The following is a 17,089-nucleotide window of genomic DNA, read 5'->3' on the forward strand; positions in this document are numbered from 1 at the left end:
CGCGATCATGGCACATGGCAAAATGGATGTATATGTGGTAGATGTGGGACAAGGTCAGAGCACTTTTGTCGCTATATACGATTCTTCCAATACCAAGATTACGAACACTTTGCTTTTTGATTGTGGATCGGATAAGGGGAGTTCAGAAGTGTATATCAATCTAGACACTATTGCAGCAATGGTGCTCTCTATGGATAAGCCGATTATTGATTGCATGGTCTTTTCACACAGCGACAAGGATCACATCAGTCTTACGAAATACTTGTTGGATAAGATCAATGAAACAAAGAAACCTCTCGTTAAAAAGGTCTGGTACGGAGGCTGCTGGGACAACTACACGAAGTATGGTTTTAATATCCTCGACTACATGAGTGAAGAGGGGTTTTGTGATATGCTCAATATCGATAAGACCTGTGGTAATTTCACGAACTATATCAAAACAACTGACGCTTATGATGGTTGTCTCTGGAAGACGAGCAGCGAACAGATCGTCATTTTCGCCATTGCCTCAAATGTGATTTCGGATGATCCCGATTGGGATGAGGATGAAGACGTAGGGACACAGTCGAATGCAGAAGAGAAGAACCGTGTTTCCATTGTCTGTGCTCTGTATTACGGAAATACTTGTTTTGTCATTTGTGGAGATGCCACCAATAAGACCATGGCTGCCATTGGCGGGTTGATGACAGGTTCTTCTAAGTTCTCGAATAATATTATGACCACACTGCCGCATCACGGTAGTCGTGCTACTGGCTTTGCTGTGAAATCTAGTGATGCCGCAAGTTCAGGAGCAATCGCCGTGGTTGACACTTTTGCGGCTTGCGTCAAATCTAAGACGATTACAATCAGCGCGTATGAGAAGCATCATCACCCGTCTTTGGAACTAATCAATCACTTTATTCCTACGGTAACAACTCCAATCATTCGGGATCCGCGTCTAAATGAAGCCAATTCACACAGGGTAACGGCCTATTTTGATCAGGATCTCACCAACAGTTCAGGAATGACGCTGGTACCAAGGCAGGTCTATTCCTTTGAGACTCGAATAAACACTTTTTCAACCCGGTATTTTGATGGCTACGGTACGGTCTCGTATCAGATTGGAACAAGTCAAGTGAACGCCTCCTCTGGTGTGGATAGTTCAGTAATGGCCATTAATGGGTTTGCCAGTTGGCTTTTTTCGGTGCCTTCAGCTAGTGACCAAGCATTGATCTGCGGAATGGCCAACATGAGTTCAGCACCGTTCACAGCAGCTGCAACTTCGGGCGTCGCTGCACCTCAATTGCAGGATAAACAGCCAGTACCCAAGGTTAGGATTAGAAGGAAGGAAGTAAGGCCATACCGGACAATAGAGACAAGGAATAGCAATCAACGTGTAATGCAATTTCAACACTAGGTTATGGCACGAGGAAATATGATCGTATCGGTGGTGGATGTAGGACAGGGGCAATGCACGTTTGTCGAAATCTACAATTCGGCGAATACCAAGATCGTTGAGACGCTACTATTCGATTGCGGGACGGATCATCCAAGTGCGGAGACACAAAACAACCTACAATACATCGCCGATCGAGTAGAATTGATGGATACACCCACCATCGATTGCATCTTTTTCTCGCATAGCGATAATGATCACGTGAGTTTGACGATGGATCTTCTCAAGAAGTTCACTACCAAGCCAGCAGTGGGAGAGGTTTGGTACGGTGGTGAGTACAGCCTGTACAAAAAGGGTAAGAAAGATAACGTTCTCGATTACCTAGTGGATAACCATTATTGTACGATAAACGACATTCAAACACCTGATGCGGATTGCACGGATTATTCAAAAAAGAGAAAGGCTTATGAGTACTACCTTTGGGAGAGCTCAGACCACTCTGTGAAAGTTCATCTATTAGGGGGCAATGTGCTAGATGGCAAACTCAGCACAGATCCGGGGACAAGTCCGCCTCCAAAAAAGAGGTTGAGGTATGCCGAGCCCAAGAATAGAGTTTCCTTGGTTTGCGGTTTGTACTATGCTGGTACTTCGTATGTGATTTGTGGTGATGCTACCTTCAAAACCATGGCAGCCATTGCGAAAGTGTTTGAAGGGGGTACATCGGTATTCGGCAGCAATTTCATGACAACTCTTCCACATCACGGTAGCCGAACCACGGGGTTTGCCGTATCTTCTACAAAGAGTGCAAGTCCGAAGAACAAGGCGATTGTAAAGGCTTTTGCTGATATCGTCAATTCCATGACAATCTCGATTAGTGCTTACTCTATGCACAGTCATCCTTCCATGGAGTTGATGAATACATTCTTACCCACAATAGGGACGCCTGTTTTGAAAGACAAACGGTTGAAAGGGAAAAACCTCCACCATCTGAATGGGTATTTGGACTTGGATCTCACATTCCCAACTGGGTTGCGCCCTATTAAAACGTATCACATTTTTGAATCGCAATCGAACACTTACTCTACCCAGTATTCTAATTTCAGTTCCCTCTTCAGTAAGAAGGCACGGTTTAAATACAACCTCGGAGGAAGTAGCGCGCAAAAGGCCGATGGGCCAATCGACAGTACTACACCGTTAAACAAGTTTGCTTGTTGGACATTTGAGATAGATACCAGCGGTTCGAGCAATAGCTTGGAGATTGGTGGATATACCCGACTGGGTGGTACGTTATTCACAGGGCCAACTACCACTTCCAAAGCCTCAATCTTGTCTGCAGAAGAGAAGGGGGAGCAAATGGAAGAGACCATTCCCGTGACACAGGTTAGAACACGTGAGCGGGAAATTTTCAGACCGGCATCATCGCTTCGGACGATGCGTTACCACCAACAAACCATATAAGTCCTGACCTATGAGTAATACCGCCCAGCAAGTATACAATGCTCTTAATGGCTATGTGAAGCCAGAGAATGGCGGTACCATTGACCTTTGGGACGCAGCTACCAATACGGCCACTTCTTCTTTGTTGGGTGATATGGTTTCGATGCTCGGACTTTTTGGCATCGACTCTGAATACCTTTTGCAGTCGGTTAACCTTTCTCTAAGTCCAGATGAAAAGACCACCACCCTCGTAGGGACTGGAACCTTTAATGATCCCGGGAATACGAATCCCACAGGGAAGTACAACATAAGAGGCACCTTAGTCTATACCCAAAACGATGGAGTCTTTACCTTGAGTTTGGCGATAAGTGGTGATTGGAAGTTCGATACTTTCTTCGCGGAACTTCCCAAAACGCTCATGCAACGTCCCTCTGAAGGGCAAGGGATACGGTGGTACGATTCCATTCTTCCAGCGTTTACGGTTAGGAGTGCGATATTCATTGGAAAGAGCGGTGCTGAACAGGACTTGAGGATGACGGGTTCGTTACTCGCGCCTTCAGACCAATATATACTCGACAAAACTCCAATGATTGGTCCCTACCCACTGCGCCTCAATGGAACGGTGGGATTGACAACAAGTGAAAGAGATTATCCCATCCTTGATTTAGACGCGATGGGAAACCCCACTTCCATTGAAGCGGCTCAAGAAGATGGCATGAAGGGACAAGGACCTTCTCCTTTCTCATTGACCAACCCCGGAATTACGATTATTTCAGCTAAGCAGGATCCCCCGCAAATGGGAATTGCCAGCTTTTCTACCCTCGAACTCTTCGGAGATTTCTCTTTGAATGGAATTGACGGTAGAATTTCGACGATCATCTTGTCTACAGGAAATACTTGGAATTTCACCGTTCGATTTAATGAGAACGCCACTTTTGTTCAGGGCTTAGCCCAACTTACCAGCTTGTTTGGGGTGGTGTTGCCCATTCCAATGGACTTCCCTATTCTCAGCGATTTCTACTTGGCTCAGTTGGATATTGATCTAGAAGTGACGGGTACCAATAATCTTATCCCCTCATTTACGCTTAGCTCATTTGGAATCACCATACGTTCTAAAAAGCCTTGGGTTCCGCCTGTACCGTTTATTACCATCAGTGATGTGGGAACGAGATGGGTTTGGTCTTGGACTACTGTAACCAATAGCGTTGGGGGTTCGGAAAAGACATATTCGATGTCGGGCTCTGTATTCGGAACTTTCAATTTCGGTAGTGGAGGGGCTGCGCCTCTACCCGTAGACGTTGATGGTCCGGATGACACGGGTGGTGGAGGTGTTGTGCGCATGAGTGATCCGGTTGCGATACGCACTTCTATGTCGCTTCCAAATTTCCTCATCAAAGCCTATATGAAAGAAGGGGATTATATCCCTTTGAGTGATCTCTTTACCTATTATTTTGGAGGGGATGGTCCGTCAACGGGTGACCGCCAGATGAACGTAACCTCACTCCGGCTCAATGCAGATCCATTGGGTCAGAACTATTATGCAGATGCCACGATCTTCTTTGGTGACATCAAGAGTCCAGATAAAAACCAAGGTTGGGATATTGACCTGGGGATTACCCATATTCTCATGGAACAACTTCAGTTCTATATCCAAGTTATTAGTGGCAGTGTAGGTGGGGGAATTTCTGGGGTCTTTTATCTGGAACAACATGATCCCGCCGATTACACCTTGCCGCGCTTTGATCTCAGTGCAGATTATCCCGTTCAAAACCCAAGTGCTCCAGAAGGTTGGACCATTGCGGGGTCGCTTTATCCGGGAACTTCTATCGATCTGTACAAGATTGTAAACAAGTTCATTTATGGGCAAGCAGTAGATTCCACTCCACCCGTAGATTGGATTCCTCAAGTTGTTATCGATCGGTTATATGCCTCGTTCACCACGGGAGTGTCGGGCTCTACCAATCCGTCGTATAAGTTTGGCGGCACCATTACAACCCGCTGGACGCCAACCATCTTCAATCAACAACTCAAGATAACAGCATCAGCCAGTATTGATGTAGAGAAACCAGCTTCAGCAGATAAAGCATCGGGCAAGATTCAAGGCACGTTCAGTGTGAACAAACTTGCCCTTGAAGCCGGAATGACATTCGGTGTGCCTGAACCTACCTATCGATTCAAAATACAGTTTGATGAAATATGGTTGCAGGCTACGACCTCATGGAGGGGGAAGGAAGATAATCGTCATCAGGTAGTTTCTGTCCAACTGGGCGGTCTTACCCTGGGAGATATGTTAGAATATCTCGTTAATCTCGCTGCGCCAACTCTAGGCTTCCGTCTGGACTCTCCTTGGGATGTCCTAAAACAGATTGATCTGTCGCAGTTCGTGCTCACCGTAGATCCAACCGATAACATCGTTGAGTTTGTGTTCAATACCAAAGTAGATTTGGTTATTGCAGAACTCACTTCCGTTGGGGTTCGTTACAGCAAAGAGTCGGGCGAGAACAAGGTGAATATGATTCTCACCGGAAGTTTCCTTGGTGACCAGTACACATCTGACGATCCTTTGGCTTGGGATGTGATTAATGACCCACCGCCGGAAGTGCCAGGAGCGGGCAAGAGTCTGCTTGATCTGCGCTTCATAGGCGTGGGTCAACGTGTGTCTTTCCGAGGAGCAACGCCTAATACCGTAGCCGAGAGCGTCGCTGAGCTGCGGAGAGATATGAAGGAACCGCCTGCCAATGGTGACCCTATGTCTGCGGGAGGATTGCAGTTTTCCAGCGAAAGTCAATGGCTAATTGGTCTAGACGTGAAGGTGATGGACACCCTAGATTTGGCCTTCATCTTCAACGATCCTGTTCTCTACGGCCTTTCCATTGGCTTAGGGGGTGAAAAGGCAGGTAGTCTAGCGGGACTCAAATTTGAGATCCTCTACAAGAAAATCACCGACGATATTGGGATGTACCGCATTGAATTTCAGGTTCCCGATATTTTCAGGACGATTCAATTGGGAGTTGTTTCTATCACGCTGGGTATTGTTGTGGTGGAGATTTATACCAACGGAAACTTCAAGGTCGATCTCGGGTTCCCATACGATCGAAACTTTGATCGATCATTTAGTTTGCAGGCCTATGTCTTTATTGGAAGAGGCGGATTCTATCTCGGTATACTGAATGGCGACACGTCTACGCAGGTTCCAAAGATTTCCAATGGTAATTTCTCTCCAGTTATTGAATTGGGTGTTGGGATTGCCGCGGGTGTAGGACGTGAGATTCGCGAGGGTATTCTTTCGGGCGGAGCCTACATTCAACTTGAAGTCATTTTTCAAGGGGTTATGGCGTGGTTCAATCCTACCAGCAACGGCGCGGCTTCGGCTACCTACTTTAAATGTCAAGGAGTGGTTGCCTTACACGGAAAGATCTATGGCTCAATAGACTTTGTTGTCGTTAAGGCTTCGGTTTCCTTAGAAGCATATGCACAAGCTAGCTTGACGTATGAGTCGTATCAACCCATGTTGATTGAACTCATTGCAGCAGTAGAAGCAAAAGCTTCCGTTAAGATTCTATTCGTGAAGGTGCATTTCAGTTTCTCAATGGAATTGGAATTCAGCTTTACGGTTGGTTCAGCGCAACCAACGCCTTGGATTATAGATCACTCTTCATCTGAAGGTGGGGATACACAGGTTCGGCTAGCAGCTGCTGGAAGTTCAAGGAGAAGTGCATTCGTGCTCCTTCCGCGAAAGCACCGTCGCCTGATAGCTTTAAAGCAGGCACATTATCATCAGCTTGGACTTCAACGAAAAGCCTTTGCTCGTGGAATGGTTCTCACTTCCGAGCAGGTAGGAGATACGTCGTATACACTGCAGTGGAATCCATCTGCCAAAGTGTTTAGCGATTCACCTCGCAATGCTCACATGACGTTATTGCCCGTATTTACCATAGGTGATGTGCCGGTGAATTGGAGCGCAACCGTTCCTGATAATGACACGCCTACTTATCGTACAGCCTTTGTTCTATTTGCAGATACGGGGATGTCCACTACAGCTCAGACAGCCAGTGAATGCGCCCTGCGGAGCTCTGCTCATAGCGCAATGGGAGGCAATGAGGATACGAGCACTTTGGCCGCTGATATTTTGACGGAAGGCTTATTGAGATATGCCATTAATGCATTGAACATTCCAGCCTCTCAAGGAAATACCATTACCTCAGGGCAATTGGAATTTATGCTGGAAGAACTGGATATGCCGGAAACCATGGAGACCGGGTTGAGCATGGAGCATCTTTCCACTTTCTTCCAGACCAACATCAATCTTTGGATCAGTGGAGATCCAGATTCAGAGCCCGATCTCAAGAGTGCTATGGTGATGCCTATTCCACCGTTTATGTCGTGGACATCGGAACAAGTGGGAGATGTTGACTTTAACACCAAGAACAAAATTGGTTCGCTTTACGAATGGGGTATTTCTCAGTTGTTGAGTGGCTACCTTCCGGTTTCATCCGACAGTGAAAAGCCAACCGATGACAACCCCGCCAATTACGAGTCGTTTGCCAGTTTTATGTTCCGTGATTTCTGTCTGATGTTGATGGAAAACGGATTTAAGGAGATGCAAAAACACTTGCAGGCTTCTTCCATTACGGTAGCTACAGAAGGTGACTCAACTCAGAGTCTTTCTACCTTGGCGATGAGCTTGCCTCAGGCGACTGTGAATTATACCATTCGTTCTGGCGACACTGTGGAGAGCGTGGCTGAAGCGCTAGGAGCAACCGTTGACGAATTGATTTTCCTCAACGATAATCTTGTAAATGAATTGAAGACCGATGCAGTTGGAACGGTGCTTCAAATTACACTTGGCGTACCACCTCAGGTGTTGGCCAGCGATAACGCTAAAAAGTCCTTTGCCATTCAGCAATGCAGTCTTGGTACGGTCGTTCATCAAGCATCCACAACCGATACGCTAGACAGCATTGCGGCACTGTTTCAAACTCAGACGGAGAAATTGTTGGAGTATAGCAATTCAGCCTATCCGATTCTGAGTACGGCCAATGGAATTCTTCAAACCCATGCGAAGTTTACCATGCCAGCGCAAACGTATTCATCCCCATCAGATTTTACTAATCTGAGAACGGCGGCGGCCTTCTTTGTTCGCTATTCAGATGTGACGGCCTTCTCCTCTTCTTTGGTTCCTGATATGGCCAACTGGTATGCGCAGGTCATTGCTGAGGTGAATGATGATTTGCTCAATCAATTGTTCCCTAATCAAACTATGCAGTCGTCTGTGGAGCTTCCTCCAGGACAGGAATTGAGCGTTCCGAAAGCCTTTCAGAATGCCTACACCGATGAAGCGAATAGAGAAACGTACACCACGATTCCAGGAGATACGTTGAGCCGCATTGGTTTTACGCTCTCGTTAGAGCAGAATTACACCGATAAGAATCCGAATGGGGTTGATCAGTGGCAGGGTTTCCTCAGCAATGTGACTTCATCTGGAACCCATACGTGGTCAATTCCAGAGCAATCCGATATTTCAGTCCGCTCGGGAGAAACGATTGTGATGCTGGTTCGCCGAATGATCATGAATGCTACATGGGCTTCGCCTAATACTTGGACCTACAATTGGAATGCGATTGCGAACTGGCTTGGCGCAGCATCGATTTTGAATCCTACCGCATCCGTTACGGTGCCAAAGGCTTCAACCGCGCAGCACAACCCGCTAAGCTTTGACGTAATTGAACAAGTGTATGGCCTTTCTGTGAACGATGCGGCTACGGCACTTAAAGATACCAAAGGTCTGTATGCGGAGAACACGGTTCTCATTGTAAAACTCCTTCCGGCACAAGACATAGAGGTGCTAATCCATGATCTATTGACGGGAGACAGTTTTGCTTCAATCGTCAATCAATCCTCTCAAATGTTGATGTCTGGATTGCAATTACCCGGACTAAAAACAGAAGGTGGACATACGGTGCCGGATGAGAGCAAGAGGTATCCGTTGTATGATATGACGGGACAACAAGTAACCGTTCCAGTAGACAATCAACAGCCTACAGATGTGGCCTTGGCCGTAGATTTGACCTCACAACAGAGTTGGATTGTCCTCTTCGACTCCATTACCGTTGTTGCAGGAGATACCTTAGCGAGTCTTGAGGCTACCTATCCAGACCTGCTCACGTATAATCCGGGACTTACCGAAGCAACTCTTAAGATAGGGATGGTCTTGTTGACAGGGCCAGTGACATCGAGTCTCAACTATTCTTATACCCATCAACAGGTGTTGGAAAAGAGTCCGGCCACTGGTTTATCTGTTCTACCTATTCCTGCTACTCCAGAAGCACCAGCGGCGATGCCATTAAGCGGGACGGTTCCCAAGACGTATGGCCTCGAGCATCGCATCGTATTGCAATCACCAGTTAGCTTGCCTATTCCCGACATTGATGGAGGAGAGAATGTAAGCGGAAACCCAAGTTTGTGGATGTTCCCATTGGACTTCCAGCTTCAGGCCATCAAAGGAGTAACCACGCCTTATGAACTGCTTTATACCCAGACGGGGCAACGAGCAGGTCATGCAGCGACCATCATTCAGAACTCCACCTTTGGATTATCGGTTCCATTTAATCTAAAACAGATCAATGCGGGAACACGTGAATTTGAATTGATTGGTGTTGACACCGTATACCGTCAATTGCTGTTGGACTTGAGGAAATGGCTTCAAAGTCAGCCGGCTGGCGACACCACACAGGCCTTCCTCATGCTTTCTCCAGCACCGGATGCGAATAATACATCTGGTCTAACGGTCCTCACCAATGAAGTGAGTGAGACGTATTTGATCAAGTCAAACCTCTCTACAGAGGCTCTGCCTCCAACCACGGATAGTTACAGAGTGCGCGGAACAGAAGAAGACCAAGAATTGTACACCGCAACGATGGCATCTTTGGCTGATTTTGTGACCCTTCTTTGGGAGGGTAGCACCGTTGGGGGCAGTGGATACTTCTTTGGGGCAGGCATTCAGATACCACCAAGCGCGATAGACAATCAGGGAAACATCACCCTTCAATTACTGGTGATTCCAAGTACACAACAGGCTACAGCTCCGCAAGGACGTACCTTGTTGCCATTCAACAACTGCGCTTTAATTGGGGCGGGACTAGACACTACCGGTAGAACGGTGTTCATTGAAAGTGCTGATGGTTCTGAAACACTTACACAAGCACTGGTTCCAGCGGGAAGCGTAGGATTTACCTTCACAACAGATAATCCCGAAACGGCCACAGGCTATACCGATCAGGAGATTCAACTCAAGAACCTGTATGGCATGATGAGCTATTCCGTTGCTCAAGTTACCGGATCATACTTTGTAGCGGAGGAGTCTTGGACGCCTGTACTTCCTAAGCCTACCGATAATTCATCCCTCACTACGTGGGAAAAGGAAAAAGCGCGTCGAATTCAAAGGCTGTCTGTTCCACCAGAAACCTCATTTGAATTAGAAGGGGATGATGAGCCGTATTGGTACTATGAGCAGGTTTTACCGGTCAACAATTTTGTGACGGCATCTTATGTGGAAGCCGCTCCAGAGGTGACGGGGTTACCGGATCCTGTGAAAGATCCGTATCGCGGATATGGTACGCTTACTGTCATGCCTTCAGCGAATTTTGTCTTTGGATTCAGAGACGTATTGGGGAATTCGAGCGGCGCTAATAGCGCAGGTCAAGGCGAAAAGACGATTCAAGTTGGCTATACCGACCATTTAATTGGATTGGCTGAATGGCCATCTTTGGCAAGTTACTTTGAAGTGAAGACGGCCGAATCAGGAACGAGTGCCGATCTCCATGCAAAGATTACCTATCGTTCGGCTGAGTTGATTCCAAGTCCGTCAGAAAACGGGGATTCCCACAAGGGGGTGATCCTTCAGCAAATGGACAAGTACGCAGCCATCTACTACCAACTGATTCAGAAGAATATTAAGGCATTCTTAGTTTCTTCTCTCAAGATCGTCGATGATCCAAACTACGGCAATAAGGGGATAGAGCTGGATGACCTTAGACCACTTTGGTCTTTTGCGGGCGGTGCATACGCCACAGCGGAAACCCTGAGTAAGCTTACGTCGGCTGTACCGGATGGGGTGACAACACTTTCTGCTGCTGTTGCCAAATATGGAATCAGGTATGTTGAGCTCGCAGAGGCAAATGCATCCTTCTTGGTCAGTGATTTATTTGGAGCGAATATTCCAGATGTCCCAGCGTATTTCCCTTTCATAGAGAATAGATCTATCGATTACATTTTTACTAAACCGAACCTTATACCTGCGGGTTGGCCTAAGCCAAATTCTGCGGAAGATGTACTCAAGTTTAGTCAGAATCAGGCGCTTCTTCTCCGAACAGGGACGGCCTTAAGCATTCCTGATAAGACGCAATCTACAGGGGTTGATCAAAAGTTAAGTGACATAGCAAGTGCGGCGAATACCAGTGTAGAGTTAATTGCTACAGGTACCAATGCAGGGCAGAGGTGGCTGGCAAATGGTTTTGAATTCTCGATGGAGCTAGACGATGCCACCGAAATGGTGGTTACCGTGACCGATGACGTGAACAGCCTAGACTTAGTCAAGGCTAAATACGCCGATGAGGGTGTACAAGTTACGGTTGAAATGTTGGCGGTATCGAATCAAGGTACTCCTGGCATGTTCCAAGACAACAAAGACCTAGCCGTTACCCATTACGTGGTGAAAGAAGGGGATACACTTGAGACCAACTCAAGCGGTGTGTCAGCGAATGTTCTTGCTCATAATAACTACAGTACCATCAATATTTTTGACCCTGGAGCGCTGGTGTTCTTTGGCAATTTTGAGAATGTCGATCTAGGTTCGAATGACACAACACTTCAGGATTTTGCCGATCGATATGCCTGCTCCATGGAGTTGCTTCTCCGTTCCAACCCAAATCAACCTGTCGGTTCATTCATCCTTCCAGGATCTTTGCAATGGCCAGAAACGATCAACACACTGAGAACACCGTACACTATTCTATCCACAGATAAGTGGAATGATATTGCAGGGAAATTCAGCTCCGCTGAGGGCACGGGTAACCCCAACGTATTGTTAGCGGATGCCAATCAGAATGTAGCACAGGTATTCTTGCAAAACACAACTCTTAACATCACCGTTTCAGGAACTAGCTATCCCGTAGATACAGGTACAGAAGCGTCGTTCAGCGCAGTATTGTTGACACTTCAGACTCAAGTTGCATCTGCTACTATGACGGATGTTGTGAATTCCATTGGCGATACCGCGGATATCCTTTCTGCAGGCACACTGTTAATGTGTCCGCCCGTTCAACTTCAAATCGATACCAAACCTGAGGATTTGCCAACCACTTATGGTGTACGAGTTTCTGAGTTTGGCGGGTTGAATGCAGCCATGCCGGGACTGATTGCAAAATCGCAAACGCTGAAACTGCAAGGAACAAACGCCTCCGTTGAAACGATTGAAAACGATACTTTAAACGCCATTGTTACCAGGTTTGCTGCTCAGGGCGTAAGCACCTCGGCAAGTGAAATTTTGGACGATCCAAACAATCAAACACTTGCCTTCCTCAAGTCAGGTGGAATTGCGCTATTGCCTCCAAATTATATGGACTTGTCCGTGAATATCGGATCAGGTGGTCCGTATGCGGGTCCAATCACACCTTTAACTGTTTCTATTCGCTTCACAAGACCAGAAGGGTTAATCGATCCGAGTTTCAAGACAGCCACTGGAACGGGAGCAGTAGAAATGATTGAGTCTGCGATATCGGCACCAACCAAAGGCGCTAATAACCAGGAGCTCAACTACAATGATTTTGTCAAAGAACTCAAGCAAGCACTTCCGAATATTCGTCTGGGAACAGGTCAGGTAGAGGGTGTTGCTCAAGATTTGTGGATTGTGGGATTTGACAATTCTGGAATTGCACAAGTGAATCTTGCGGGCGCATTGAATTACAACGGTCAGCAACAACCTAGGACATTTGCTTTAACTCCACTTTACAGTCATCTTGTGACCCGACCAGACGTGAGTATTCAGTTGCTGAAAAGCGATGGGACGTTAGGGGATGCTAAATCAATAGCATTCCAAAGTGTGGATGTTGAACTGTGGGCGAGAAACTTCTTGGAAGACGTAGACCGATTCTTGTCTGGAGAGTATGTGAGTGCATTTTATGCATCCGCCGAAATGCGTCCTAGCCTCACAGGAGTGTTGGGCTCTAAAGCTACCCTTCGTCCGAAAATTGCAAACGGCATGGAGCAGGTGCTCAACGTATCGGCATCGAACGATGGTGAGGCCTTAGAAAGTGCACAGAATGCTCTAAAACAGCAACTGGGAATTAGTCTAGCTCGTGCCTATGAATCTACCGTAATGGTTCAGTATAACTCCACCGTAGATTCAGCTTGGCAGATAACGGGTTCCACTCTTGCTCCTGCGGCCCTCTATGGATCAGCCGATATGCCGATCAATCAGGTTTCAGGGGTAAGCATTGTAGCGGCAAAGACACATTTAGAGGATGCGCAATCCTTCGTTAATTTCTTGATGACGCTTGAAAACGTTTCAGGACATAGGAACATAGAAGGCGACATTAATTACGATTATACCCATATTGAGTTCAATAAGTCTACCACCAATGTTCCAGATGGCTACACGGCTTCAGATTGGTTGACCTTTGTTCCTGTGCAGACGGCGACAGAAAAGCCTTCGGCACTTTCTGGTACGGATCCTGGAAAGGCTCTTATTCCTATTCCATTGAGGATATTCCCCGGCTTGCCTATCGTAGAAGGTCAGTCAGCCGTACAATCCTATCCTGATCAAAACAATCGAACCACGTCTGAACTCAGTTTATGGAATTACGGATTCTCCTATTCTCATGAGCATGCCGAGCAAGATTATGTAAAGTTGATTGTAGAGTTCAACCTTTCTCAACCGCACATGGACGCCATGATTGAGGTTGATAAAGTAGATCTTTTCACAGAGTTAGCGCAATACAGCTCTGTATCGGATGAGTTGTGGCAATCGCTAAACGGCTTGGTAGATCCTGAGTCAACGGTGCCATCGGACACTGTGAAGAATGCCGTTATCACATTTGCAGACTTGGCAAATAGGGTGGCATCCAATTGGGAAAAGAGAATCACCACTCAGGAACAACAGGCCACCTCAGGAGATGACCTCGTTGCGGGTCGATCATATTCGTTCGAATCTCGAGTTACGGATGATCCTGTCACTCAAGAGATGGTGTCTTATACACTCACCGCCTTGCCTCCAGAGCATGGAGAGGTATCGCCAGGTCCAATGGGAAATTGGCCAGAAGCTTATGTTCAAGTAGTTAATATGAAAACGGGCCTCTTGCATTTCATTCAACTCGACAAGGGAACTCCCGTTAATGATAAGCTCGTATATACCGTGCCTGATGGAGAAACCGTCCCTTCGGGAAGTTGGCCCGTCTTCAAATTGGTTTGGGAGGATTTGAACTTGAGCATTGTACAAAATGCAAGGTCACAAGTTTGGGTTGAGCGGAATGAAGATTTGCTAGAACGAAATGGAGAAGCCGAAGACATACCAGTCAATTCAAAATTCATCTTTTCCACCGATGTTGTAGTGGCTCCAAGTGTCGTGACGCCGCTGAACACCTTCAGTGAGCGCATCAATATCAACGACCTAGGTTCCACCCTTACCGATGCGCTGAATGCCATGTTTACTAACTTGTTTGGCGATCACATGGACGGTCAGAAAGTCACCATGGAATTGCTCTATGGATATGAACTTGTATCACCAGATTCATCAGGAAAAGGTGGGCTCGTCACCTATCTACCCATTGGCCTGTATCCAAATCAGACCTTAGGTCCTGGAACCGCTGCAACCATCAGTGGTATGTTTGAGCAATGGAAGTCTGATAACAATCCTCAGACAACAGGCGGGGAGTGGGTATTCTCCTTGAAACTGTACTCACAACTCACTCAACTTCCACAGATTCTCTTGAACGTTGAGTATGTGGTGTACCGCACGACGTAGGATGAGGTACAGGTTTCTGAAGCTAGTGTTTATGTGGTTTTATCCATCTCAATCCTTGTTTTCAATGGATGGCGAACTAAATGGGGGAGGCGGGGAGCCCATCTCAAGCAGCTTCTTGAGTCGGCTTAAAGCGCTGTTTCTACCAATGAAGACTATTAATTGGAGCGTGCTTAGAATAATCATATAATAAGCCAATGGTAGGTTAGTAAGTAGCGAAGGGTTTTCTTGGTAAAGAAAGATAAGAGTAATAGGTGTTACGATGAGAATCATGAGTGAGTTCATGACGATGAATAACAAAGTGAACTTCGGCTTTATGCGAAGTTCTAAATCATTACCAATTTTATTCCACGTTATATTAATTCGGTGTATTGGGTCATTTAAGTACCATACTTTTGAATACAATACCGCCCGGTTAGGTTGAATACGATGAACTATAAACCTAACTCTTGAAGAGTTCCTGTAAATGTTAAACTTGGTCAGTGGGGTGACGACTACTTCTTTCTGATCGAAAAAGGCTCTGAACTGTTTTTCACTAATGACAAGTGTCTTGGTCATGGGGCTTTTGGGGTCTATATAGTTTAGCATAAGTGTCAGAAGCTAGAGCCTATCCCTTCTGAGTCAAGTTGTTATGGGATGTGAGCCGACCGTAGTAGAAATTACCATTTTGCATTGCGTTTGATTAATCAAGTCGGACGGCGCCTTTGGTAGATGGATTCGATGGCCTGACAGACATCGACTCAATTTTGTTGAAACATCTTGTCAGTATTGCCTATTTGAATCTTCTTTTTCGTTGGTTATCAAATTGAATGGGGGTGTAAGAGGTCTTCTCGTGGTTTGATCAATCTTTGACGGAATGGATGAACCTTATCCATTCATTTTCAAAAGATCTTGAGGTGTCTCTTGATACACACGACATTGTTATGGTGAATGGTGAACGAGCACTAGTAGTGTCTAAATAGAGGAAGTACAAATTTCTTGTTAATTCTCCATTCTTGATTGTGTCAATTTGTGAATTAATCAGGTAGTAGGCGTTCAAGTCGACATCGAAGATTTCATCCATGGTTGATTTCTGTTGATAATAATGAGTTCGATTTGTGTTAATGAATCGATTTTTCAATCCTGATTCAAAGAAATCAATTCCAAGAATAATAGCTTCATTGTTCGCTTCAAGGATGCTTGTATAGCCAGAGTTTTCTGACTTTAAATCTATGTTACTAATAACCAACTCTATCGATTTGAAGTCATGTTGCTCTTTTGTTTTTATGTAGAAATTATTGAAATCTGGATTGACTCTCATGCTCACATTATTCAGTTCAACAATATTCTCTATGTCAGTATTATTGTGATCATATTCCTTACAAGATGCTAAAGAAATAATAGATACCAGGAAAATTGACACTAATGCGGTGCTATTCATTTGACTGATAATTTGCTTTAGGTTCCTCATTGCCAAAAGTTTGGATCATATAGCTTTGAATAATGTGATCAGGTGAGTCATGAAAAATATCAGAAAGTTTAGCTTCTCCAGACCCGCCAAACGTTTTATGTTCATCCGAGTCGAAGAAGATTCCTCCAATTACTTCTGCGGCAGTGCGAGCTCCTGATTGAAGAAGAGTACCATCAATATGGCCTCCCAAATCAGTGAGATCACTCTTCGGTACTGCATTGTGACTTGCTCCATGTAAGAGTTACCAAATAACAACTTCATTAATAGTCTCTCCAGAAGTTTCTCCAAAATTGGTAATATCAATATTTGAAAGGGTCATATCATCTCCTTTTTTTACGCCTCTATTATCGGGTGAATAATTTTAAGCAGGGTCGGCCATTTCGAGTGACATACTGTTATGATCTATTGATGCATTCAATCGTCTTTCTGAAACTGGAATTCGGTGTAATCAACGTCTTCTTTGATGCCTTGATCGAGCAATATGTGCTTGAATTGTTCAAGGACAGCGTTCTGTTGAGCTGCTGGTTCTTCTGCAAACGATTCCTCTCGGGTAGGGTTCAATGAAGCTTCCGAGGTCGATGTTTTACTCAATCCAGGTTCGGCTTGAATCGCTTGGAGACTAATATCAGAGGCTACACGCTGCATGCCCATGTAATAGTGTTTCGTTTTTAAAGTTACTTCAACTTACTTGCTCCTTACAAATAGGACGTGACCGAATCTTTGCTTTCCATTCTTCTGAAATCCCCATGTCAAGGTTTCTACATTTTCTACATCTCATTTACCAACTACTTAGACACACGAGATCGATAAG

6 protein-coding genes are annotated in these 17,089 nt (G+C 45.7%); 3 read left to right on the forward strand and 3 right to left on the reverse strand.

Annotated features, from left to right (window positions below; genetic code table 11):
• Nucleotides 1-7 precede the first annotated feature (7 nt).
• Genes F8C82_RS13010 through F8C82_RS13020 form a run of 3 tightly spaced genes read left to right on the forward strand, consistent with a single transcriptional unit; the run spans nucleotide 8 to nucleotide 14,831 of the window.
• Nucleotides 8-1,396: a ComEC/Rec2 family competence protein gene (locus F8C82_RS13010; protein WP_151694025.1), complete on the forward strand. Its 1,389-nt coding sequence runs from the start codon at nucleotides 8-10 to the stop codon at nucleotides 1,394-1,396.
• Between the two features lie 3 nt (nucleotides 1,397-1,399).
• Nucleotides 1,400-2,833 carry a ComEC/Rec2 family competence protein gene (locus tag F8C82_RS13015; protein ID WP_151694026.1) on the forward strand — a complete coding sequence of 478 codons (1,434 nt, stop codon included), beginning with the start codon at nucleotides 1,400-1,402 and terminating at the stop codon, nucleotides 2,831-2,833.
• A gap of 10 nt (nucleotides 2,834-2,843) precedes the next feature.
• Nucleotides 2,844-14,831 carry a LysM peptidoglycan-binding domain-containing protein gene (locus F8C82_RS13020; protein WP_151694027.1) on the forward strand — a complete coding sequence of 3,996 codons (11,988 nt, stop codon included), beginning with the start codon at nucleotides 2,844-2,846 and terminating at the stop codon, nucleotides 14,829-14,831.
• Between the two features lie 838 nt (nucleotides 14,832-15,669).
• Here the strand turns inward: F8C82_RS13020 and F8C82_RS13025 are convergent.
• From F8C82_RS13025 to F8C82_RS13035, 3 genes are all read right to left on the reverse strand, one after another.
• Nucleotides 15,670-16,248 carry a hypothetical protein gene (locus F8C82_RS13025; protein ID WP_151694028.1) on the reverse strand — a complete coding sequence of 193 codons (579 nt, stop codon included), beginning with the start codon at nucleotides 16,246-16,248 and terminating at the stop codon, nucleotides 15,670-15,672.
• The gene (locus F8C82_RS13030) at nucleotides 16,241-16,468 is read right to left on the reverse strand and encodes a hypothetical protein (protein ID WP_151694029.1); all 228 of its coding nucleotides are present in this window, start codon (nucleotides 16,466-16,468) and stop codon (nucleotides 16,241-16,243) included. The genes F8C82_RS13025 and F8C82_RS13030 overlap by 8 nt, the downstream gene beginning before the upstream one ends.
• 224 nt (nucleotides 16,469-16,692) lie before the next feature.
• Nucleotides 16,693-16,923, reverse strand: a complete 231-nt coding sequence (locus F8C82_RS13035; protein ID WP_151694030.1) for a hypothetical protein — start codon at nucleotides 16,921-16,923, stop codon at nucleotides 16,693-16,695.
• Nucleotides 16,924-17,089: the final 166 nt, after the last annotated feature.

The organism is Phaeocystidibacter marisrubri, from assembly GCF_008933165.1.
GTDB classification, from domain to species: Bacteria; Bacteroidota; Bacteroidia; order Flavobacteriales; family Schleiferiaceae; genus Phaeocystidibacter; species Phaeocystidibacter marisrubri.

Excerpts from the sequence above, each read along its gene's own strand:
- F8C82_RS13010 (WP_151694025.1), top strand. The coding sequence starts at position 8 with ATGGCACATGGCAAAATGGATGTATATGTGGTAGATGTGGGACAAGGT.
- F8C82_RS13015 (WP_151694026.1), top strand. The coding sequence starts at position 1,400 with ATGGCACGAGGAAATATGATCGTATCGGTGGTGGATGTAGGACAGGGG.
- F8C82_RS13020 (WP_151694027.1), top strand. The coding sequence starts at position 2,844 with ATGAGTAATACCGCCCAGCAAGTATACAATGCTCTTAATGGCTATGTG.
- F8C82_RS13025 (WP_151694028.1), bottom strand. The coding sequence starts at position 16,248 with ATGAATAGCACCGCATTAGTGTCAATTTTCCTGGTATCTATTATTTCT.
- F8C82_RS13035 (WP_151694030.1), bottom strand. The coding sequence starts at position 16,923 with ATGCAGCGTGTAGCCTCTGATATTAGTCTCCAAGCGATTCAAGCCGAA.